Annotated in this window: 20 protein-coding genes; 16 read left to right on the forward strand and 4 right to left on the reverse strand. The window is 50.9% G+C overall.

Going from position 1 to position 17,244, the window contains the following annotated elements; translation table 11 throughout:
* Window positions 1-207: 207 nt before the first annotated feature.
* The 4 genes from H7U12_RS13165 to H7U12_RS13180 form a co-directional block, all read right to left on the reverse strand.
* Window positions 208-663, reverse strand: a complete 456-nt coding sequence (locus H7U12_RS13165; RefSeq protein WP_186638654.1) for a DUF669 domain-containing protein — start codon at window positions 661-663, stop codon at window positions 208-210.
* Window position 664: 1 nt separating this feature from the next.
* Complete coding sequence (locus H7U12_RS13170) at window positions 665-1,480, reverse strand: ATP-binding protein (RefSeq protein WP_186638656.1); 816 nt, start codon at window positions 1,478-1,480, stop codon at window positions 665-667.
* A 196-nt stretch (window positions 1,481-1,676) separates the two neighbouring features.
* Window positions 1,677-2,735 carry an ATP-dependent DNA helicase gene (locus H7U12_RS13175; RefSeq protein ID WP_186638658.1) on the reverse strand — a complete coding sequence of 353 codons (1,059 nt, stop codon included), beginning with the start codon at window positions 2,733-2,735 and terminating at the stop codon, window positions 1,677-1,679.
* On the reverse strand, window positions 2,728-4,971 hold the full coding sequence (locus H7U12_RS13180) for a toprim domain-containing protein (protein ID WP_186638660.1): 2,244 nt from the start codon (window positions 4,969-4,971) through the stop codon (window positions 2,728-2,730). The genes H7U12_RS13175 and H7U12_RS13180 overlap by 8 nt, the downstream gene beginning before the upstream one ends.
* A 383-nt stretch (window positions 4,972-5,354) precedes the next feature.
* On the opposite strand from H7U12_RS13180, the gene dut reads away from it, so the two are divergent.
* The 16 genes from dut to H7U12_RS13260 all read left to right on the forward strand — a co-directional run bounded on the left by dut (window position 5,355) and on the right by H7U12_RS13260 (window position 17,232).
* Window positions 5,355-5,804 carry a dUTP diphosphatase gene (gene dut / locus H7U12_RS13185; RefSeq protein ID WP_186638662.1) on the forward strand — a complete coding sequence of 150 codons (450 nt, stop codon included), beginning with the start codon at window positions 5,355-5,357 and terminating at the stop codon, window positions 5,802-5,804.
* A gap of 231 nt (window positions 5,805-6,035) precedes the next feature.
* On the forward strand, window positions 6,036-6,749 hold the full coding sequence (locus H7U12_RS13190; protein WP_186638664.1) for a hypothetical protein: 714 nt from the start codon (window positions 6,036-6,038) through the stop codon (window positions 6,747-6,749).
* Window positions 6,750-6,993: 244 nt separating this feature from the next.
* Window positions 6,994-7,290, forward strand: a complete 297-nt coding sequence (locus H7U12_RS13195; protein ID WP_186638666.1) for a hypothetical protein — start codon at window positions 6,994-6,996, stop codon at window positions 7,288-7,290.
* A 92-nt stretch (window positions 7,291-7,382) separates the two neighbouring features.
* Window positions 7,383-8,906, forward strand: a complete 1,524-nt coding sequence (locus H7U12_RS13200; protein ID WP_206683925.1) for a hypothetical protein — start codon at window positions 7,383-7,385, stop codon at window positions 8,904-8,906.
* A 3-nt stretch (window positions 8,907-8,909) separates the two neighbouring features.
* The gene (locus H7U12_RS13205; protein ID WP_186638670.1) at window positions 8,910-10,253 is read left to right on the forward strand and encodes a DUF1073 domain-containing protein; all 1,344 of its coding nucleotides are present in this window, start codon (window positions 8,910-8,912) and stop codon (window positions 10,251-10,253) included.
* Window positions 10,240-11,127, forward strand: coding sequence for a phage head morphogenesis protein (locus tag H7U12_RS13210; RefSeq protein ID WP_186638672.1), 888 nt, complete (start codon window positions 10,240-10,242; stop codon window positions 11,125-11,127). The genes H7U12_RS13205 and H7U12_RS13210 overlap by 14 nt, the downstream gene beginning before the upstream one ends.
* Before the next feature lie 228 nt (window positions 11,128-11,355).
* On the forward strand, window positions 11,356-11,547 hold the full coding sequence (locus H7U12_RS13215) for a hypothetical protein (protein WP_186638674.1): 192 nt from the start codon (window positions 11,356-11,358) through the stop codon (window positions 11,545-11,547).
* 102 nt (window positions 11,548-11,649) lie between these two features.
* Window positions 11,650-12,759 (forward strand): DUF2213 domain-containing protein, encoded by a 1,110-nt coding sequence (locus H7U12_RS13220; RefSeq protein WP_186638676.1) that lies wholly within the window; start codon window positions 11,650-11,652, stop codon window positions 12,757-12,759.
* Entirely contained in the window at window positions 12,759-13,208 is a 450-nt protein-coding gene (locus H7U12_RS13225) for a structural cement protein Gp24 (RefSeq protein ID WP_186638678.1), read from the forward strand. Before H7U12_RS13220 ends, H7U12_RS13225 begins: the two co-directional genes overlap by 1 nt.
* 13 nt (window positions 13,209-13,221) lie before the next feature.
* On the forward strand, window positions 13,222-14,163 hold the full coding sequence (locus H7U12_RS13230; protein ID WP_186638680.1) for a DUF2184 domain-containing protein: 942 nt from the start codon (window positions 13,222-13,224) through the stop codon (window positions 14,161-14,163).
* A gap of 10 nt (window positions 14,164-14,173) precedes the next feature.
* Complete coding sequence (locus H7U12_RS13235) at window positions 14,174-14,563, forward strand: hypothetical protein (protein WP_186638682.1); 390 nt, start codon at window positions 14,174-14,176, stop codon at window positions 14,561-14,563.
* Between the two features lie 2 nt (window positions 14,564-14,565).
* On the forward strand, window positions 14,566-14,898 hold the full coding sequence (locus tag H7U12_RS13240; protein ID WP_186638684.1) for a DUF4054 domain-containing protein: 333 nt from the start codon (window positions 14,566-14,568) through the stop codon (window positions 14,896-14,898).
* Window positions 14,895-15,338, forward strand: coding sequence for a hypothetical protein (locus H7U12_RS13245; RefSeq protein ID WP_186638686.1), 444 nt, complete (start codon window positions 14,895-14,897; stop codon window positions 15,336-15,338). Before H7U12_RS13240 ends, H7U12_RS13245 begins: the two co-directional genes overlap by 4 nt.
* Window positions 15,339-15,364: 26 nt before the next feature.
* Entirely contained in the window at window positions 15,365-15,679 is a 315-nt protein-coding gene (locus H7U12_RS13250) for a hypothetical protein (protein WP_186638688.1), read from the forward strand.
* Entirely contained in the window at window positions 15,676-16,203 is a 528-nt protein-coding gene (locus H7U12_RS13255; protein WP_186638690.1) for a phage neck terminator protein, read from the forward strand. The genes H7U12_RS13250 and H7U12_RS13255 overlap by 4 nt, the downstream gene beginning before the upstream one ends.
* Window positions 16,204-16,206: 3 nt before the next feature.
* On the forward strand, window positions 16,207-17,232 hold the full coding sequence (locus tag H7U12_RS13260; protein WP_186638692.1) for a DUF3383 family protein: 1,026 nt from the start codon (window positions 16,207-16,209) through the stop codon (window positions 17,230-17,232).
* Window positions 17,233-17,244 lie beyond the last annotated feature (12 nt).

Raw genomic sequence — 17,244 nt, forward strand, 5'->3', positions numbered from 1 at the left:
TCGACACATCAAGAAAGGGTGCTTGTCTCTCCAAACTGTCAAGCCTGCGCCTTGGGGCTTTCGCATCGTGAGTTGTATAACGGTGAACACTTCCGACTAAACCGTGCATCGTAGGGCGTTTTCCGGGTCCGCCTTAGTGCAATCTACCAGACCCACAAGAAAAACCGGGGCAACGCTCTCTCCAACATTGCCCCGGCCGCATATCAACTAGAACGGAATTTCGTCATCCAGTTCGGCGGACGCTGCCGGTTTGGCTGCGGTTGCTTCCGTCATGCTGATATATTTCTTGATGCGGTTTCCTGGGCCGTACTCGCCTTTCGGGGGCGTTACGGCGACATCCGCGATAAAGCGCTTGTTGTGTAGTTCCACGCTGTCAGAAACTTTTGCCTTGCCAATGGCGCGGCAAAGCTCTCCCAAGGCGCGGAAGGCAATATCGACTGCTGTGGTATTAGCATTTTTCAGGTTAAGGCGCTCGAAAATCTTGCGGCCTTTATATTCACCATCCTGAACATCCATTTCCAGTACCAGCATTTCGCCGCCCGTGGAGGTTTCTTTCATTTCCGAATTGACAATCATCATCGTGTATTTGCCAGCCGGAAGCGGTTGAAATTCATCGCGTTCTGGAATGTCTGCTACGTTAATTTGTGAGCCTAAATTGGCCATGTTATACGTCCTTTTTCTGTTTGTTGAAGAATGGAACATGATCAGCGATCACCTTCCGATATTTTCCTTCCTGGTCGAAAGGAATTTCTGCTGGCAACCCGTAACGGTTCTTTGCAATGAAGCTTGGCCGTTCTTCGGTGTACAATACACGCTCACCAGAGCCGATTGCCATTGTTCTGTCGCCAAAGCCTTCTTTTTTCTTGGTTGTGCCGACATAGTAATTGGTGAAAAGCACAATGTCAGAATGTTCCAGAATTAATCCGGCGGCCAGGCGATGCAGTTTGATCTGGTAGCGGTCATAGGATTCATTCAGCGGATCTTCAAAACGCTTGATTTCCGTATGAGCCGTCTGGACGATCATCATGCCTTTTTTGTCACGCAGATAATTCACCGCCTTGATGTATTCGCGCCAGATGTCCAGCGCCATGACGTAGCCCTTGCCGTAACCGATTTGCTCAAGGTTCTCGACATGGTTTTCCTGCGCCACTTTTCGCCAGATCATCGGTTCCAGCCAGTCAAGGGAATCAATGACGACGGTTTTATAGTCGTGGTCGATGGTGGCCAGTTCGCGCAACTGGCTCATGACCGTATCAAAATTTTTGGCCAATGGAAAAGCGGGGGCGTCAATATTATCCAGACCATCTTCCGTCTGGATAAACACCGGCTTTTTCATCATTGCGCCAAAGGTGGATTTACCCAAGCCTTGCGGTCCATAAATGACAATGCGGGGAGGCTTGTGGGTGCGAACCTCAAGGCCAAGCGTTTTTGGTGCTGCCGGGGCCTCGGTGGTTTGTTCAGTGGTTTGTACTTCTGTCATATCGTGCGTCCTTTCTGTGATATTGACAATTCATGTTTTAGCGTGGTAGTGTGTTGCTGTCAACAACAAAAGAGCAACAACATGAAAAAAAATTTCCTGCACATCCTGATTGATAAAGAGCTTGACAATCTTATCAAACGTGCTCTTAAAAAATCCCCCTTCAAGCGGAAAAGCGACCTGGTACGCCATATTCTGCTTACCTCACTGGATCAGTCAAAGTAACCCGGTTTTTCCCGCGAGTTACGGCAGTATATAACCATTTGCGGCGGTCCGTGATGTCACGGCCAATCGGTTCCTTATAAATAATCACATCGTTGAATTCGCTGCCCTGCGATTTGTGGCAGGTGATGGCATAGGCGAAATCAAACATATTCAGTCGGCGGTGCTGCCGGAAATCATGGCGCTCATTGTCACGGATAACATTCAGGTGTCCCAGCTCTTTCATGTCGATGCCGTAACACAGATAGTCGATTATCTCCGCGTCACTTGCCGCATAGTCAATCATGCCATTGAAAACAGCGTTTCTTGGATTGTTTTTCAGGCAGATCATTTTATCACCCTTCACAGGCAATACCGCTTCAAAGCCTTTTATCATCCGTGCGCGCCGGTTAAACCGGATGCGCGTATCATTGCGGCCAACAATAAACTGGTCGGCCTTCATGAAATCATCCATGCTCAAGCTGCCGTTTTTCAGGTAGCGGAATTCCCCTTCGTCACAATAGCGGATCATGTCGCCATTGCGTATCATGGTCGCATAGCGGATAATCGGGCTTTCCAATGCCTGGCGGTGAATTTCATCAATGAAGAAATCAGGCTCGATGATGCACTGGCCGTTTACTGGCGGTAACTGGAACGGATCGCCCAGGTATAAAATCTTGTCGCAAATGGTGCGCAAGTCCTGAATAATCTCTGCGTTCAGAAAACTGTATTCATCGACAATCACCAGGTCGGCATAGCGCATGGCGCTCTCTTCATTCAGCCCGAAAACCGGTTCCTTGCCTTCCTCGCCCTGCAACCGGTACAGATAGCCATGGATGGTTCCGGCATTTCCGCATCCCTTGTCCCGCAAAACTTGCGCTGCCTTTCCGGTATAGGCGCAAAAAATGACGTTCCCGAATTCCTGCGCAATACGTTTGGCAAGGGTGGTTTTACCCGTTCCTGCATATCCGGCCAATGCGAATTCCTGCGCATCGGTTTTATGCCAGGCCATGATGCGGTCAAATGCTTCCTGCTGCTGAATGCCAAGCTTAATCATTTTCCACCGCCATGTATGCCATGACAGGTCGGCCAGCTTTGCCGGTTCTTCTTTCTCCCAATACAATCAATTCCGATTCCACCAGGGCGTGAATAATTTCTTTTCGCTCCCGCTCCCGGTATTTGGAAAAAGGCGGCGTCTTGTGCATTTCCTTTTCGGAAATACCCTGCTCCCCAAGTTGCCTTATCCGGCCAAGCCATTCTTTTTTCCATCCCTCGAATTCGCTGTTAGAAATCGACATTTTCAGCTTGTTCGCCACATTGTCCATGTTGTGCTTGACCCAGGCGATGGCCCAGTCAATGTGCTTGAGTTCGATGACAGTCGCGTTTGGATCATCCGACAGGGCGGCAATCAGGCTAAGGCGCATGGCAATTTCATTGGAACGGCCAAACAGTTCCGCCATGCCGAAGCGCTCAAAGGCGTTCATTTTCTCAATGCAATATTTCTGGTAAGCCTCCTGCGCGTTCATGGCCTCCATGGTAAAGTCAAGCGTCACGAGCGTGGGGGCGACATTGGGATTTTCTTTCAGCTTGTCGGTGCGATTGAAAATCGCCTTGGCCCATTCAATGATGCTGCCCGGAACGTCCAGGGCGGGCTTATGCTGGCGAATGCTGCGCTCGGCATCCGATACGTTGATAATGAAGCGGTTTAAAAATCCATCCTTGATTGACGATACATCCAGCGAACTGAAAAGATCATCAGGAACGGACAGGGCCATGAATGTTAGTGCCGGATTGATGATTTTCGTTTCCTTGGCTTTTTCCTTGGTCATGGTGGAATAGACCTTGGGGCGCAGGATGCCATCGGTACGGCCAAAAGCCTCCATAATGACCTTTTTCGCTTCCAGCATTTGCCCGTTGCTTTGCTTGCCGGCTGTCTCCAATTCCTTGGAAAATTCATCCACAACCGTGATATGGCGCGGCTTGGCAAGGAACTCGCTGAACACGGCGCCGGACGATGTATAGCCGCCACCGGAGACAAGATGCTCAAGGCCGCAGGCATCCAGCACCCTTTCAATGGTGCGCTTGATGTGCTCCTTGCCGGTTGCCGATTTGCCCAGGCACATCATGAACAGGCTGGCCCGGTTCGCCATATTCGTTTCAAAGTTTCGCGCACAGACGATGCTGGCAATGGCAATGGCCGACTGGATGGCAAAGCCCGGCTGGTAGTTCCCCGATGTCGCATGATAGTAACTGACAAGCTCCCCCAGGATGCCGGATGGACGCAGGCTGTTTTCATCAAAGCCGGTAACGGTTTTCTGCTGGTATATCCTGGGCTTTTTCCGCAATTGCTCGCGCACAGCTTCAAGCCCCTCGCGACAATGGAGATCATTCCAGTCAACGGGTTCACCTTCCAGCGATGAAAATCTGGGGAACATGATTTCAATACCCAGACCATCGGCCGCCTGCTGTCCCTTGGTGCGCCCGGCATTGGATGGCTTGAACTGGTCATCATCCCCGCCAATAACGATCCGGGCGTCAGGGTGGTCGGACCGGGCAATGGAAGCTATCTCAAACAGGTTTCCGGCATTGAAGGCGACATAGACGGTGGCCCCGGTTGCCATGGCGATGCTGGCTCCGGTGGCGTATCCCTCGGCCACATAGACGGTATCTTCCTTGCCCTCAATCTTGAAGTGGCACCCTTTGATGCGGCCTCCTGTCAGGAATTTCTTGGAACCGTCCGGCTTGATCAGTTGCAGGGACGTCAATGCGTTCTGGCGGGTGATTGGAATGATCAGGGTGCTGCCGTTCTGACGGACATGCTTATAGGGAATGACCTGCTTGCGCTCAAGATAGGGGTTGTTGTCGGCGTACCCGGCCGCTTTCCAGATCAGGCTGGCCTTTGCCGCTGCCTTCTCCTGCCGCTTGCGCGTTTCTTCTTCGTGGGCAAGCCTGCTGGCTTCCAGGTGCGCTGTGAATTGCTGGCGCTCTTCCAAGGTCATGGTGCTGGAGTCTTTACTGCACCATGTTACTTTTTCCGGGCCATAGGCAGGATTGAAAGAACCGTATGCGCCAAAGCCGATTTCCTGGCTCTCATTGTACCATGCCCAGCCGATAAGGTTCTTTTTCGGGCTTTGGGCAAGCGGGAAACGCATCACCTTTCCCGGAACCAGTTCCTTGATGTTGACCGCACCGAACTGGCGCAAAAGGTCAAGAAATGTTTTTTCGGCTGATTCGGCGGTGGGCCGGGATGATTCGTACTGGATACGATTGGTATAGAGTGACAGATTTGCCATCAGATTTCCTTACACGAAAAGGACACGGGGGCGGAGAAATCGGAGTGGCAGGCTATCCGTGTAAATAACCACCCTTGCAATGGGCTTGCCACTCCTTAAGCGCCATTCTGCATTTATAGGGATTTTGGGTCAATACATTTTTTTTTACAACTCCATAAAATTTTATCAATCTTCATAATCCCCCATAATCCCCTATAATTATTTGGTGTCAAGTCATTGAAAAAATCTCTCTTTTTAATTAATACAATTAAATACTATATATATACCCCTATTTAGAATTTAGCCCTTTTTAGCCTTATTTTCGGAATGTGTGTACGCGTGCGCGCGCGTGAGGCAGATTTTTCCGCTTGCCCTGCCTTGGCTCCCTGGGTTAGGGTTGACCCATGACACGCACCCCGATTCTCCTGACCGCCCTTCCGCATTACGATGGCCTGCCATTGCCGACCTACGCCACGCCTGGCAGCGCCGGACTGGATTTGCTTGCCGCCATACCCGAACGCGTAATCATCTACCCAGGCGAACGTCTGCTGGTTCCCTGTGGTATCGCCATTGGCCTGCCTGATGGCATGGAAGCGCAGATCCGCCCCCGATCAGGATTGGCGAACAAGCACGGCGTTACTGTCCTGAACAGCCCCGGTACCGTGGATGCCGATTACCGCGGCGAAATTCACGCCCTGCTGATCAATCATGGATCAACGCACTTCGTCATCAGTCGCGGTGACCGCATTGCCCAGATGGTCATTGCCCAGGTGGCACAGGTCGAATGGGATCATGTCGAAGCGTTGCCGGAAACCGTGCGCGGTGCTGGCGGCTTTGGCTCTACCGGCCGATGACGCTTTGTTCATCCTGCGGAAGCCCTCACAACCGCAAGAGCCAGCGAACCTGTGGCCCTTGCCATACCGAATACATGCGCAATTACCGTAAGAAGCAGAAACGTGCAGTTCACAAATACCGCGCCCTTGCCGCGCTGGTTCCGCCTCTGCTCAAGCACGTTACTTCACGTGGAACCTAAATATATTTGGTAATTATAAGTCTAAGAACGATGAAGTTTTTAATTTTATCGCATGGGAAGACTTGGATTAGATATTAGAAAAGATGTTTTGGCTCATGCACTCATAGTAGAAAGCATGACTTCATTGTTTTTGGCAAAGCTGATTGGCATTGATGATGTAGCAAACTCAAAAGTATTGGGCAATAAAGGAGGCGGCTTATCCTTCAATCAAAAGGTAGATATGCTAATCGAAATCCGTGCCCTGTCAGCAGCAGACAAAAAGAAGTTCCAAGCATTCATGGAAATACGAAACCAATTTATGCATAATATGGAAGCTAGCACTTATGAGAAGTGCTTTTCATATTTGGATGGAAAAGAAGCTTTCCTAGTAAAGCTGTATCCTCAATATGCTGGACAAACCAGAGAGCAAAAGCTGAAATCGATTACTGATGCGTTAAGTAAAGATGTTGTTGATTTGACAATGGCCTTAACAGAAAGGTTTAAGGACAAAATAAGAAAAGACGTCGAAAACGACATGGCAGCCAAGTCTCAACAAGCTTTTATTAACGCCATAGAGGAAATGAAAACCGTTCTTGATACGGTGTTTAACAAAGAAATAGAAAAGAGCGATAAATTCAGTTCAAAACGCCTTAAAGATTTAGGCACACAGGTGAGTAAAATAATATACCGTCTCTGGAAAAAGCATTTTGCTGAACTGAACAATTTAAATAAAACTCTCCCTGAAGTTAGCGAACCAGACAAGAGCCCTTCGCCTGCCGCTGAATAACCAACGCTAAGCCCCACCTTCCTAGTGGGGCTTTTTTATTGACCGTCCCCCTATTTCTGTTAAGCTATCCATATGCCATGCCGCCGTTCCAGGGTGGTGCGCTTATCATCGCGGCAAACAAAGTTTCCATCGGGTGCGGCCTCTGGCGGAGTTCATTGCGAGTAATGGGAACGAATAAGCAATATATCTTGACTGGCTCTGCCTCATTGGCATATTATTCTAAAGTAGAGGTTTTTAGATAATTATGGCAAAGGGTAAAAAAACAGGCGGACGCAAGGCTGGCACGGTCAATAAAACGACTGCATCTGTCAAGCAGGCGCTTTCCGAGGCATTTGAAAAACTGGGCGGCATCACTAGTCTGGTACAATGGGGCAAAGAAGAGCCCGGAGAATTTTACAAACTGTGGGTAAAAACATTGCCGACCGAAGTTAAGGCGGAGGTCAGTGGCCCCAACGGTCAGGCTATTCAAACCCAAACAGTACCGGCTACCGTGGAAGAGGCGCAACGCGCTTACCAAGAATTGCTGAATAGAACCAAGTGACCTCGTGGCCTCCTGATTACAAAGCCGAGATCCAACGCCGTACCCGGTTATTGACCGAGCTTACGAATGATCCAACATTGCGCGCCGGCGTCATGGAATTTTACCGTGAAAATCCCGTGCAATGGATCAATGACTGGGCCATCACCTATAACCCTCGAAATAAAAAACCATTGCCCAAAATCATGCCGTTCCTGCTTTTCAAGCGGCAGGAAGAATTCGTGCAATTCCTGATGGAATGCCTGCATGAAGGCGAAAACGGACTGGTTGAGAAATGCCGCGATATTGGCGCAACCTGGTTATGCGCCGCCATAAGCGCCTGGCTCTGGCTATTTATTCCCGGCGCAAGCATCGGCTGGGGTAGCCGCAAGGAGCAGCTGGTGGACCGTAGCGGTGACCCTGATAGCATTTTTCAGAAAATCCGCATGATTATAAATAATCTACCCGGATGGATGCTGCCTGCTGGCTTCAATGACCAGAAGAACATGACGCACATGAAAATCATCAATCCTACGGGTGCGACGATTACGGGCGAAGCAGGTGACAATATTGGGCGTGGCGGCCGTAAGCTGATTTATTTCAAGGATGAATCCGCGCACTATGAACGGCCTGAACTGATTGAAGCGGCACTTGGCGACAATACCGATGTGCAGATTGATATTTCTTCCGTCTATGGTACCGGGAACGTTTTTTACAGGCGCCGCATGGCCGGTGAGGTGTGGCTGCCAGGCAAGAAAATAGCCAAAGGCAAAACCCGTGTGTTCGTTTTTGACTGGCGGGACCATCCGGGAAAAAATCAGGAATGGTATGACCAGCGCCGCGCCAAGGCCGAAAGCGAGGGCCTGCTTCACCTGTTCGCCCAAGAGGTTGACCGGGACTATTCCGCTTCTCTGGAAGGTGTCATTATCCCGGCCAAATGGGTCGAAGCTGCCGTTGATGCCCATATCAAGCTTAAGTTTGTGGCAACCGGTGAGAAGGTCGCAGCCCTCGATGTTGCTGATGAAGGCGGGGACAAGAACGCTTTGGCCATGCGCTATGGGGTAGTGTTGCAATATGGTGAGCATTGGGGTGAAGGTGATGCCGGTGAATCCGCCCGCCGCGCCGTGATGGAAAGCCTGAATGCGGGTATGGGCGAGCTTTATTATGATGCCGTCGGTGTTGGCGCAGCTGTGAAGTCAGAGACAAACCGCATGAAAAAAGATGGTCAGATCCCGCGAACACTGAGTATCCTGCCTTGGCTGGCTGGCGCATCCCCCTTAAATCCGGAAGGGCGAATGATACCGGATGACCTCAATACGCCCATGAACAAGGACTTCTTTGCCAATCTCAAGGCGCAGGCATGGTGGAATTTACGCACTCGATTTGAAAAAACATACAAGGCCGTTACCCAGGGCGTCACCTATAATCCCGATGAATTGATCAGCTTGCCTTCAAACCTGCCAAACCTTCATGAGATAAAAATGGAGCTTAGCCAGGCACAGAAAAAAGCCACGGATGTCGGGAAATTCTCGGTTGACAAGAAGCCGGACGGCACCCGTTCACCGAACTTGGCAGATGCCATAGTGATGTGCTACACTCCTGTTCGAACAGGTGTTGATTATTCTAAACTGGTATGGTGATAAATGACGGTAGCAAGGCGGCGCAGGGCAAGAGCGGATAGTTCCGTTCGATCGGATGGTTACCTGAATGTGCTGGCCGGCATGGGTGGCGGTCTGGATAAACGCAGCCGCACCAAGTTTGTCGGCGGTACCGAACTGGACCATATTACGCTTGAAAGCATGTACCGCTTTTCCGGGTTTGCCCGCAAGGTTATCGACATCCCGGCCCATGAAATGACCCGTGAATGGATATGGATTGAAAACGACAAAAACAGTATCGGGCTGAATAAACTTGCGGCTCTGGATGCCAAGAACATGTTCCGTGATGTGCTGAAATGGGGCAACCTGTTCGGCGGTGCGATTATGGTCATGGGCATTGACGATAACGGAACCCTTGATATGCCCCTGGATGAAAAGAACATCCGGGATATTGCCTTTCTGCGCGTGTATGACCGCCATCAGATAAGCTGGATGCCGAGCGACATCAACGACAATCCCAATTCCCCCAATTTCGGCCAGCCCGAATGGTACACCATTAGTTCCTACACCACTGTCAACACCTTCCGCGTCCATGCCAGCCGGGTTCTGCGGTTTAATGGGGCCGATGCTTCCGAGCGTACCAAGGCCAGCAATCAGGGATGGGGCGATAGTGCCTTGCAAGCGGTTTATGAGGAATTGCGCGATTACGGTATTATCAAGGCTTCCTCTGTCAGTATCGTACAGGATTTCGTGCAGGTCATCTTGAAGATTCAGGGCCTGATGGCATTGATTGCCGCTGGCCGCGAAGAAGAAGTAAAAACCAGAATGGCCATGCTGGACCTTACACGCTCGGTCAACAATACGATCCTGCTGGATGGCGGCGCGGATGGCAAGGGCGAGGACTACGAAAAGAAAAGCTCGTCTGTTACCGGCTTGCCGGATCTGATCGACCGCTTCGCCCTGGCATTATCCGGCGTAACGGGCATTCCGGTAACAAAGCTGTTCGGTCAGTCGCCTGCCGGATTGAGCGCGACCGGTGAAAGCGACATCCGAAATTTTTACGATGACATCAAATCCAAGCAGGAAGATATTCTGTTGCCGATGCTGCACCGCCTGGCCCGGTTGATGATGCTTTCCAAGAACGGGCCCTACAAGGGCAGGGAGCCGGCCAACTGGAACATTCAGTTTAACCCGCTCTGGCAGATGACGGATCTTGAGGAAGTTGATTGGAAATATAAAATTGGCCAGACTGACGCCCTCTACGTCAGCAATGGTATTTTAAGCCCGGATGAAGTGGCAATCTCCCGCTTTGGAAACGGCTTCAATACCGACACCATCATAGACCCGAAAACAGTACGCGGCCAGACTGAGCCGGATGATGAAGAATAGATTTACCGCGATGGTCGCTGCCAGGCGCGCCTTCATGGGGCGAAAAGGTTTGCGGCGCCGCGCACCACGCTGGCTGCATCCGTCAGGCATTGAGCGCGATTATGTCCGAGCGATTACGGCGATGGTCGGGCTGCTGGAACAGGAGATTAAAAACCGGCTTATTTCCCGCCTTCCCCATTTCAAGAAACAATCGGATTTATACCGGGGCGATGACTTTCTGGATGATATTCGGGAATTGATGAACGCCCTCGGCATTGCAGCTGGCGTTATTTTCAAAGATGTGGAGGCTATGGCCTTCCTGTTCGCTGACAAAATATCGAATTTCAACCGGGGGCAGTACAGGCGGATTATCAATGCTACTCTGGGTGTCGATCCCATTTCAAACGATGATTGGCTGCGTGCTCAACTGAAGCTGTTTGCCCAGGAAAATGCCACCCTGATCAAGTCCATTCCGGAAACTATGCTCAAGGATGTCGAAGGCGTGGTTTACCGTGGCTTGCAGGGTGGGGCTACGATCCGCGACATGGAAAAGGATATTTCCGATAAGTTTGGCGTTTCCCGGCGCAAGGCCAGGCTAATTGCCCGTGACCAGACCGGCAAGTTGAATTCCGCCCTTACCGAGATCAGACAGAAGCGGGTCGGCATCGAGGAATATATCTGGAATGATGCCAGTGATGAACGTGTCAGGGATAGCCACAAAGCACTTGACGGAAAAATCTGCCGATGGGATGATCCAACAGTCTACCGCAATCCAGGCGAGGCCGAATGGCGCAAGAGGTCATCGATCGGCGGGGTTGAAAAACATCCCGGAGCGGAAATCCAATGCCGCTGCTGGGCAGAGCCGATCATGGAGGACTTGATAAATGCTCAATAAATTCAAAAACCCGCATAATGATTATGTTGAAACTGCCACAACCCCATTGGGCATACTGGCCTGTTTCCTGTTCGGCCCGTTATATTTTCTTTTCAAGGGAAACATAAAGCATTTTGCCCTGAGTATCCTTCTTGCCATTTGCACAGTCGGCATGTCCTTTTTCATCTATCCGTTTTTTGTCTATGCCATCAACGCCAAACATTATCTTAGAAAAGGGTGGATTCCTGCTTGAAACCGACAAACGATAAAGACCTGCAACACATGGCCTGGGCTGCATCCTTGATACAGGATGCCCAAATCAAACGCGAGTATTGCCAGATTACAGTCAATATTGAGAACGGCCGGATTACCCGTGCTGTTAAAACCACCTCCATTCACCCTCCGGAAGCCGGGGCGACACCTCGGCAAACAGGCTATTGACACCGCGTTAAATTGCCGCCATAATCAATTCATAATTTCTCGGGTACTCAAAAAATGGGGCCGCTTTGCTTATCGCAGGGCGGCTTTTTTGCATTGGAAAACATGATTTACAGATACGACAAAGGCGAGATCAAAGGCGAGGCAACCCGAACTGACGAGGGCTATGTTCGCGCTGATTCCATTGTGACCCGTACCGGCGTTTTCCTGTACCAGAATGCCGATGGTTCAATTCGCCGGGAATTGCGGCATCCGGACGATGTTTTTGAAGCCGTGTCACTGGACACGCTCAAGATGATCCCGATTACCAACGGCCACCCGGAACAGAAGCTGGTTAATTCCGCTAATGCCAAAGAATTGCAGATCGGTACGACCGGAGAAAATATCAAAGTCGACGGCCGGTTTATTCGTGCGCCCCTCGTCCTGACCCATGCTGATGGTGTCGAGGCGCTTGATGCCGGGCGCAAGGAATTATCCCTTGGTTACACGGTCGACCTGGAAAAGGTTGACGGGGAATATAACGGCGAGCGGTACGATCACCGCCAGCGCAATATCCGGTACAACCATTTAGCCATTGTGGACAGAGGCCGCGCCGGTCCGTCTGCCCGCATTCATCTTGATTCCGGCGATGCAAAACAAACCGAAGGAGTTGGTATGACCGACAATCTAAAAACAGTTACTCTGGATGGGCTGGATTATAAAGCCTCTCCCGAAGTAGCGAAAGCCTATGAGAAAGCCGTCAAGCGCGATGATGATCTGCAAACCAAGCTCGATGCGGCTGAACAGGCTGCTGCTGATGCAAAGGCCGAGACAGAAAAAGTCAAAGCCGCTTTAGATGCCGCCAAAGAGCAGGCCGAAACCAAAAACGATGCTCAGGAAATTCAGAAAGCGGTAAAAGCCCGCCTGGATTTGGAGCGCACCGCCACCAAGGTTCTCAAAGCTGATGCACAGATTTCCGAGATGTCGGATGCCGACATCAAGAAAGCCGTCATCCTGGCCAAGCATCCTTCCGCTAATCTGGACGGCCAGACGGACATTTACATTCAGGCCCGTTTCGATGCAGTTGCCGAGATTGTGGCAAACGAAAAAGGTGTTGCCGATCAGCGCCAGCAAATGAACGAGCGCAATGACGGTTCCAATCCGAATGATACCGTCAAGGCCCGTAACGACATGGCCGATGCAATCAAAAACCAGTACAAAGGGAGTGCTAAATAATGCAAACCACCTCTGCATCCTATAACCCATACATGACCCCCGGCGTCGCTGGCGGCAAGTATGACATTCGCCCTGATACGGTGTCGACCCGTTCTGCCGAGGAAGTAATTCCTTTTGGCCGTGCCGTGACCTATGGCACCAAGCCTGACAAGCAATGCACGATCATCAACAACGCGGCCGACAAGTTTATGGGTGTTGCCCTAAAAACGCACACTATCGCTGTTGAAGCTGATGCCGTTCCTGGCTACGCCATTTCCGATGCCGTCTCCATTCTAGAAAAAGGCGCGGTTTGGGTGGAAGTCACCAGCGATGTTGTGGCAGGGGCAGCAGCCTATGTTGACATTGCCAACGGTAAGTTCACCGATGTATCAACCAATAACCTTGCTGTTCCAGGAGGCACTTTTGAAACAAGCGCTTCTTCTGGTGGCCTGGCCGTTTTGAAATTTTAGGGAGTAACAATTAATGCCTCAATACACAAACCTTGATGCTGGCGAAACGATCTTCTTCAATCGTCAGCTTGAGTATATCAAGCCCCGCACCTATGATGTGGTCAAATCCCCGCTAAAGGCATTTGAGCTTATTCCGGTGTCCAGTGAAGTAAATCCTGGTGCCGAAAGCATCGTTTACTATCAATATGACCAGTCCGGCTTCGCCAAGATTATCGCCAACTATGCCGATGATCTGCCGCGCGTCGACGTTCATGGTAAGGAATTCGTTTCCCGCATCAAATCGGTTGGCGACTCCTACGGCTACAACCTGCAAGAGATCCGTGCTGCCCAATATGCCGGCACGAACCTGACCCAGCGTAAAGCCAATGCCGCCGCCGAAGCCCAGCGCCAGTTGTGGAACAAAATCGCCTTTTATGGTGACAAAGAATACAACCTGCCAGGTCTTTTGACCAGTCCGAACATCCCAAGCGCATCGGTCGCCGCGGATGGTACGGGTTCAACCACCACCTGGTCAACCAAGACCCCTGCCCAGATTGTCCGGGATGTGAGCGCCTTGATCAATAGCGTCATCACCCTGACAGGCGGTGCGGAGCAGGTAAATACGGTTGTCCTGCCACTGGCAAACTACACCCTGATTGCCACAACCAAAAACTCGGAATCAAGCGATATCACCATTCTTGAGTTCTTGCAAAAGGTTCATCCTGGCGTATCCTTTGAATGGGCGAACGAAATCACGGCCGCTTCTCTAGCTGCTGCTGGCGTGACCGACTTCACCGGGAATATCATGTTGGCCTACAATCGCAGCCCTGATAAGCTGGTGCTTGAAATGCCGCAGATGTTCGAGCAGTTGCCCGTTCAGGAGCGCGGCCTTGAATACATCGTGCCATGCCACAGCCGTATCGCTGGTGTGCTGGTTTATTATCCACTGTCGATGGCAATCGGCGAAGGCATTTAAGGAGATTAAAATGCAAATCAAGTACAACAAAGCAAATACCTATTCGGCCAATGGCGTAACCCTTTTGCCAGGCGTCAACACGGTTGCTGATGCGGATGCGAAAGCCTTTCTGGAACACCCCCACGTCAAGATTAAAATCAAGCGTGGTTTTATTCAGGTAATGGCCGAAAAAACTGTGCGTTCTGAGAAACCAGTTGGCGTACAGGGCAATGGCAATCCTGTTGGCAATACGAATGGTCAGACAAATCTTGATGAGATGAAAGCTGGTGAAATTGTGGCATTAGTTGAGAAAAGCGAGGATAAAGCTTTTCTTGAGAGCCTGAAAGACCATCAGTTTAAAACCGTTCACGATGCCGCCGAAAAGCGTCTGAAAGAACTGGAAGAAAGCACCTCTGAATAACCATGAGCGTGGATGCGACACTCCTTGTAATTGCGCCAGAAATGATGGCCGTTGACGAAACCCGTCGGCTGGCTGTCATTGACCTGGCTGCAAAGAGTGTCGGTCCTGCTTATGGCGACAATCGAGAACTGGCTACGGCTTACCTTGCCGCGCACATGCTGACCACCAGCGGCCGTGGCGGTAATACCGGATCAGTCAAGAGCATCAGAGAAGGTGATTTAAGTATTACGTATGGCGGTGGTGAAGGTACAGGGTATCAATCCACCGCCTACGGCATTGAATATGTACGCTTGACGGGTCTTATTGGCTTTGCTGCCAGAACGAGGATGATGTGATTAAAGACATCGACAAAGGCTGGAACCGCATCAAGGGCGAAGTGCAGAAAATGAAAAACGCACATGCCCGGATCGGAATTTTGCAGGGCGCGCCAGCTTATCCTGACGGCACAACACAGGCAGAGGCAGCTTTCTGGAATGAATTCGGCACCGAAGATATTCCTGAACGCTCTTTCGTTCGGTCGACTGCTGATGAAAAACGGGCGACCTATGGCCAAGTCATGAAAAAGGAAACCGACAAGATTATGCTGGGCACATCCAACGTGAAAACCTCCCTTGAGAGAGCCGGTATGCTGGCTCAGGGTCATGTGCGCAAGAAAATTAAAACGCTTAAATCTCCCCCTAACGCCCCATCCACCATTGCAAAGAAAAGTTCTTCCAATCCGCTTATTGACACTGGCACCATGCTTCGTGCCGTGGATTATGAGGTGAAGATGTGAACGCCTTTAGCGCCTTCCGCAAACCCATGACCCTGAAAAGAAAACCGCTTGGCTCTTATGTCGACGGTGTTTGGATTGAGGGCAATCCGGTGGCAACGACCATCCTGGCTTCTGTCCAGCCTGCCAAGCCGGAGGATTTACAATCCCTCCCGGAAAACCGCCGTGCCCTGGCTACCTACAAGGTTTATACTGACGCTGAATTGTTTGGCGTGTTAGAAGGTGTCCGCAATCCCGATATTCTGGTGATTTACGGGGAGGACTATGAGATCGCCCAAGTCGGTATCTGGCAGAATGGCCTCGTCAATCATTACAAGGCCCTGGCCGTACGGGTGCAGCCATGAGAGATGCCCAGATCAAACCGATACTTCAGAAATGGATCATTGCCGCTACAGGATTGCCGGACAATAAAGTGGTTTACGCCAATCAGAACGGGCCTCGTCCCGCCTTCCCTTATGTTACAGTTCATGTCACGGCAAAATCGGATATGGGATGGGCTGATATTTCAGTGCCCGACACTGACGGGGTGGCCGAAATCAACAATGACCGCATGGTATCGATCAGCCTTCAGGCGCTTGGGTCAGGCGCCATGAGCCTGATGGAAACGCTGAGGGATGACCTGGAACGTCCTACTTCGCTGCAACAATTCCGGGGGGCTGGCTTACCCTTTATCCGTGTGCTAAATGATGTGAACGATCTGACTACCGTGGTAGGAACCAAATACGAAGAACGTGCCGGCATGGATCTGGAATTTCGGACAGCCGTTCAGCTGACGGATGAAGTCGGCCTGATTGAAGCCGTGACAGGTGAAAGCCAGATCAACAGCGAAATCAAAGAAGTTATTCTAACTTATGAAACAGGAGTTTAAGAAATGGCAACATTAGACGATATCGTAAATGTCCAGATCACGCGGGAGACGAATACGGTCGACCGAGAATCGTTTGGTATTCCTCTTTTTGCTGTAACGGCTTTGAGTGCAACCAATCGGGTAACCGCCTATTCCAGTATGGATGGTGTGGCAGCCGATTACGCCCCAACCACAACGGCCTATAAAATGGCTCTGGCTGCATTCTCCCAGGAAATCCGGCCGCGTCGCATCAAAATTGGTCTGAAAACGGCTGAGGAAACCTGGACCCAAGCCCTGCAAGCGATGGTCAATTACGACAATGACTGGTATGGACTAGCAACAGAAAGCATCGATGCCGCCGACATCGTGGAAATCGCCACTTTTGTGGAAGCTCGAACCAAGCTTTATATCGCCCGTTCTTCTGATGCCGACATTCGCACGACTGATGACGATGATGTGGCTTCTGATTTGCAGCTGGCAGAGCATGACCGCACGGCAATTTTAAGCCATAGTCTTGCCGCTTCGCAATATGCCGATGCTGCTTGGTTGGGTAATTGCCTGGTGCGTGATCCTGGCTCCCAGACATGGAAGTTTAAAACCCTGAATACCATTACACCCGATGCCTTGACCGCAACGGCCAAGGATAACGCCTTGGGCAAGAGTGCAAATGTTTATGAACGCGTGGCCGGGGTCAACATCACCCAGGATGGTACGGTTGCATCCGGTGAGTATATCGACATTATGCGCGGTATCGACTGGCTGACTGCCCGTATCAAGGAGCGCATTTTTACCCGGATGGTCAATTCCCCTAAAATCCCTTACACTAATGCCGGTATTGCCGTCATTGAAACTGCGGTGCGTGAGCAGTTGGATATTGCGGTTGCTCAAGGGCTGATTGCACCTGAACCGCCTTACACAGTGACCGTGCCGGATGTGCTTGACACCGATGACATTGATCGAGCACACCGTATCCTGCGCAACGTGAATTTCAAAGCGCGACTGGCGGGGGCAATCCACTATGCTGAAATTCGCGGGACTGTTTCCGCTTAACCTACAGGAGTA

Source organism: Rufibacter sediminis, from assembly GCF_014269285.1.
GTDB classification, from domain to species: Bacteria; Bacteroidota; Bacteroidia; order Cytophagales; family Hymenobacteraceae; genus Nibribacter; species Nibribacter sediminis.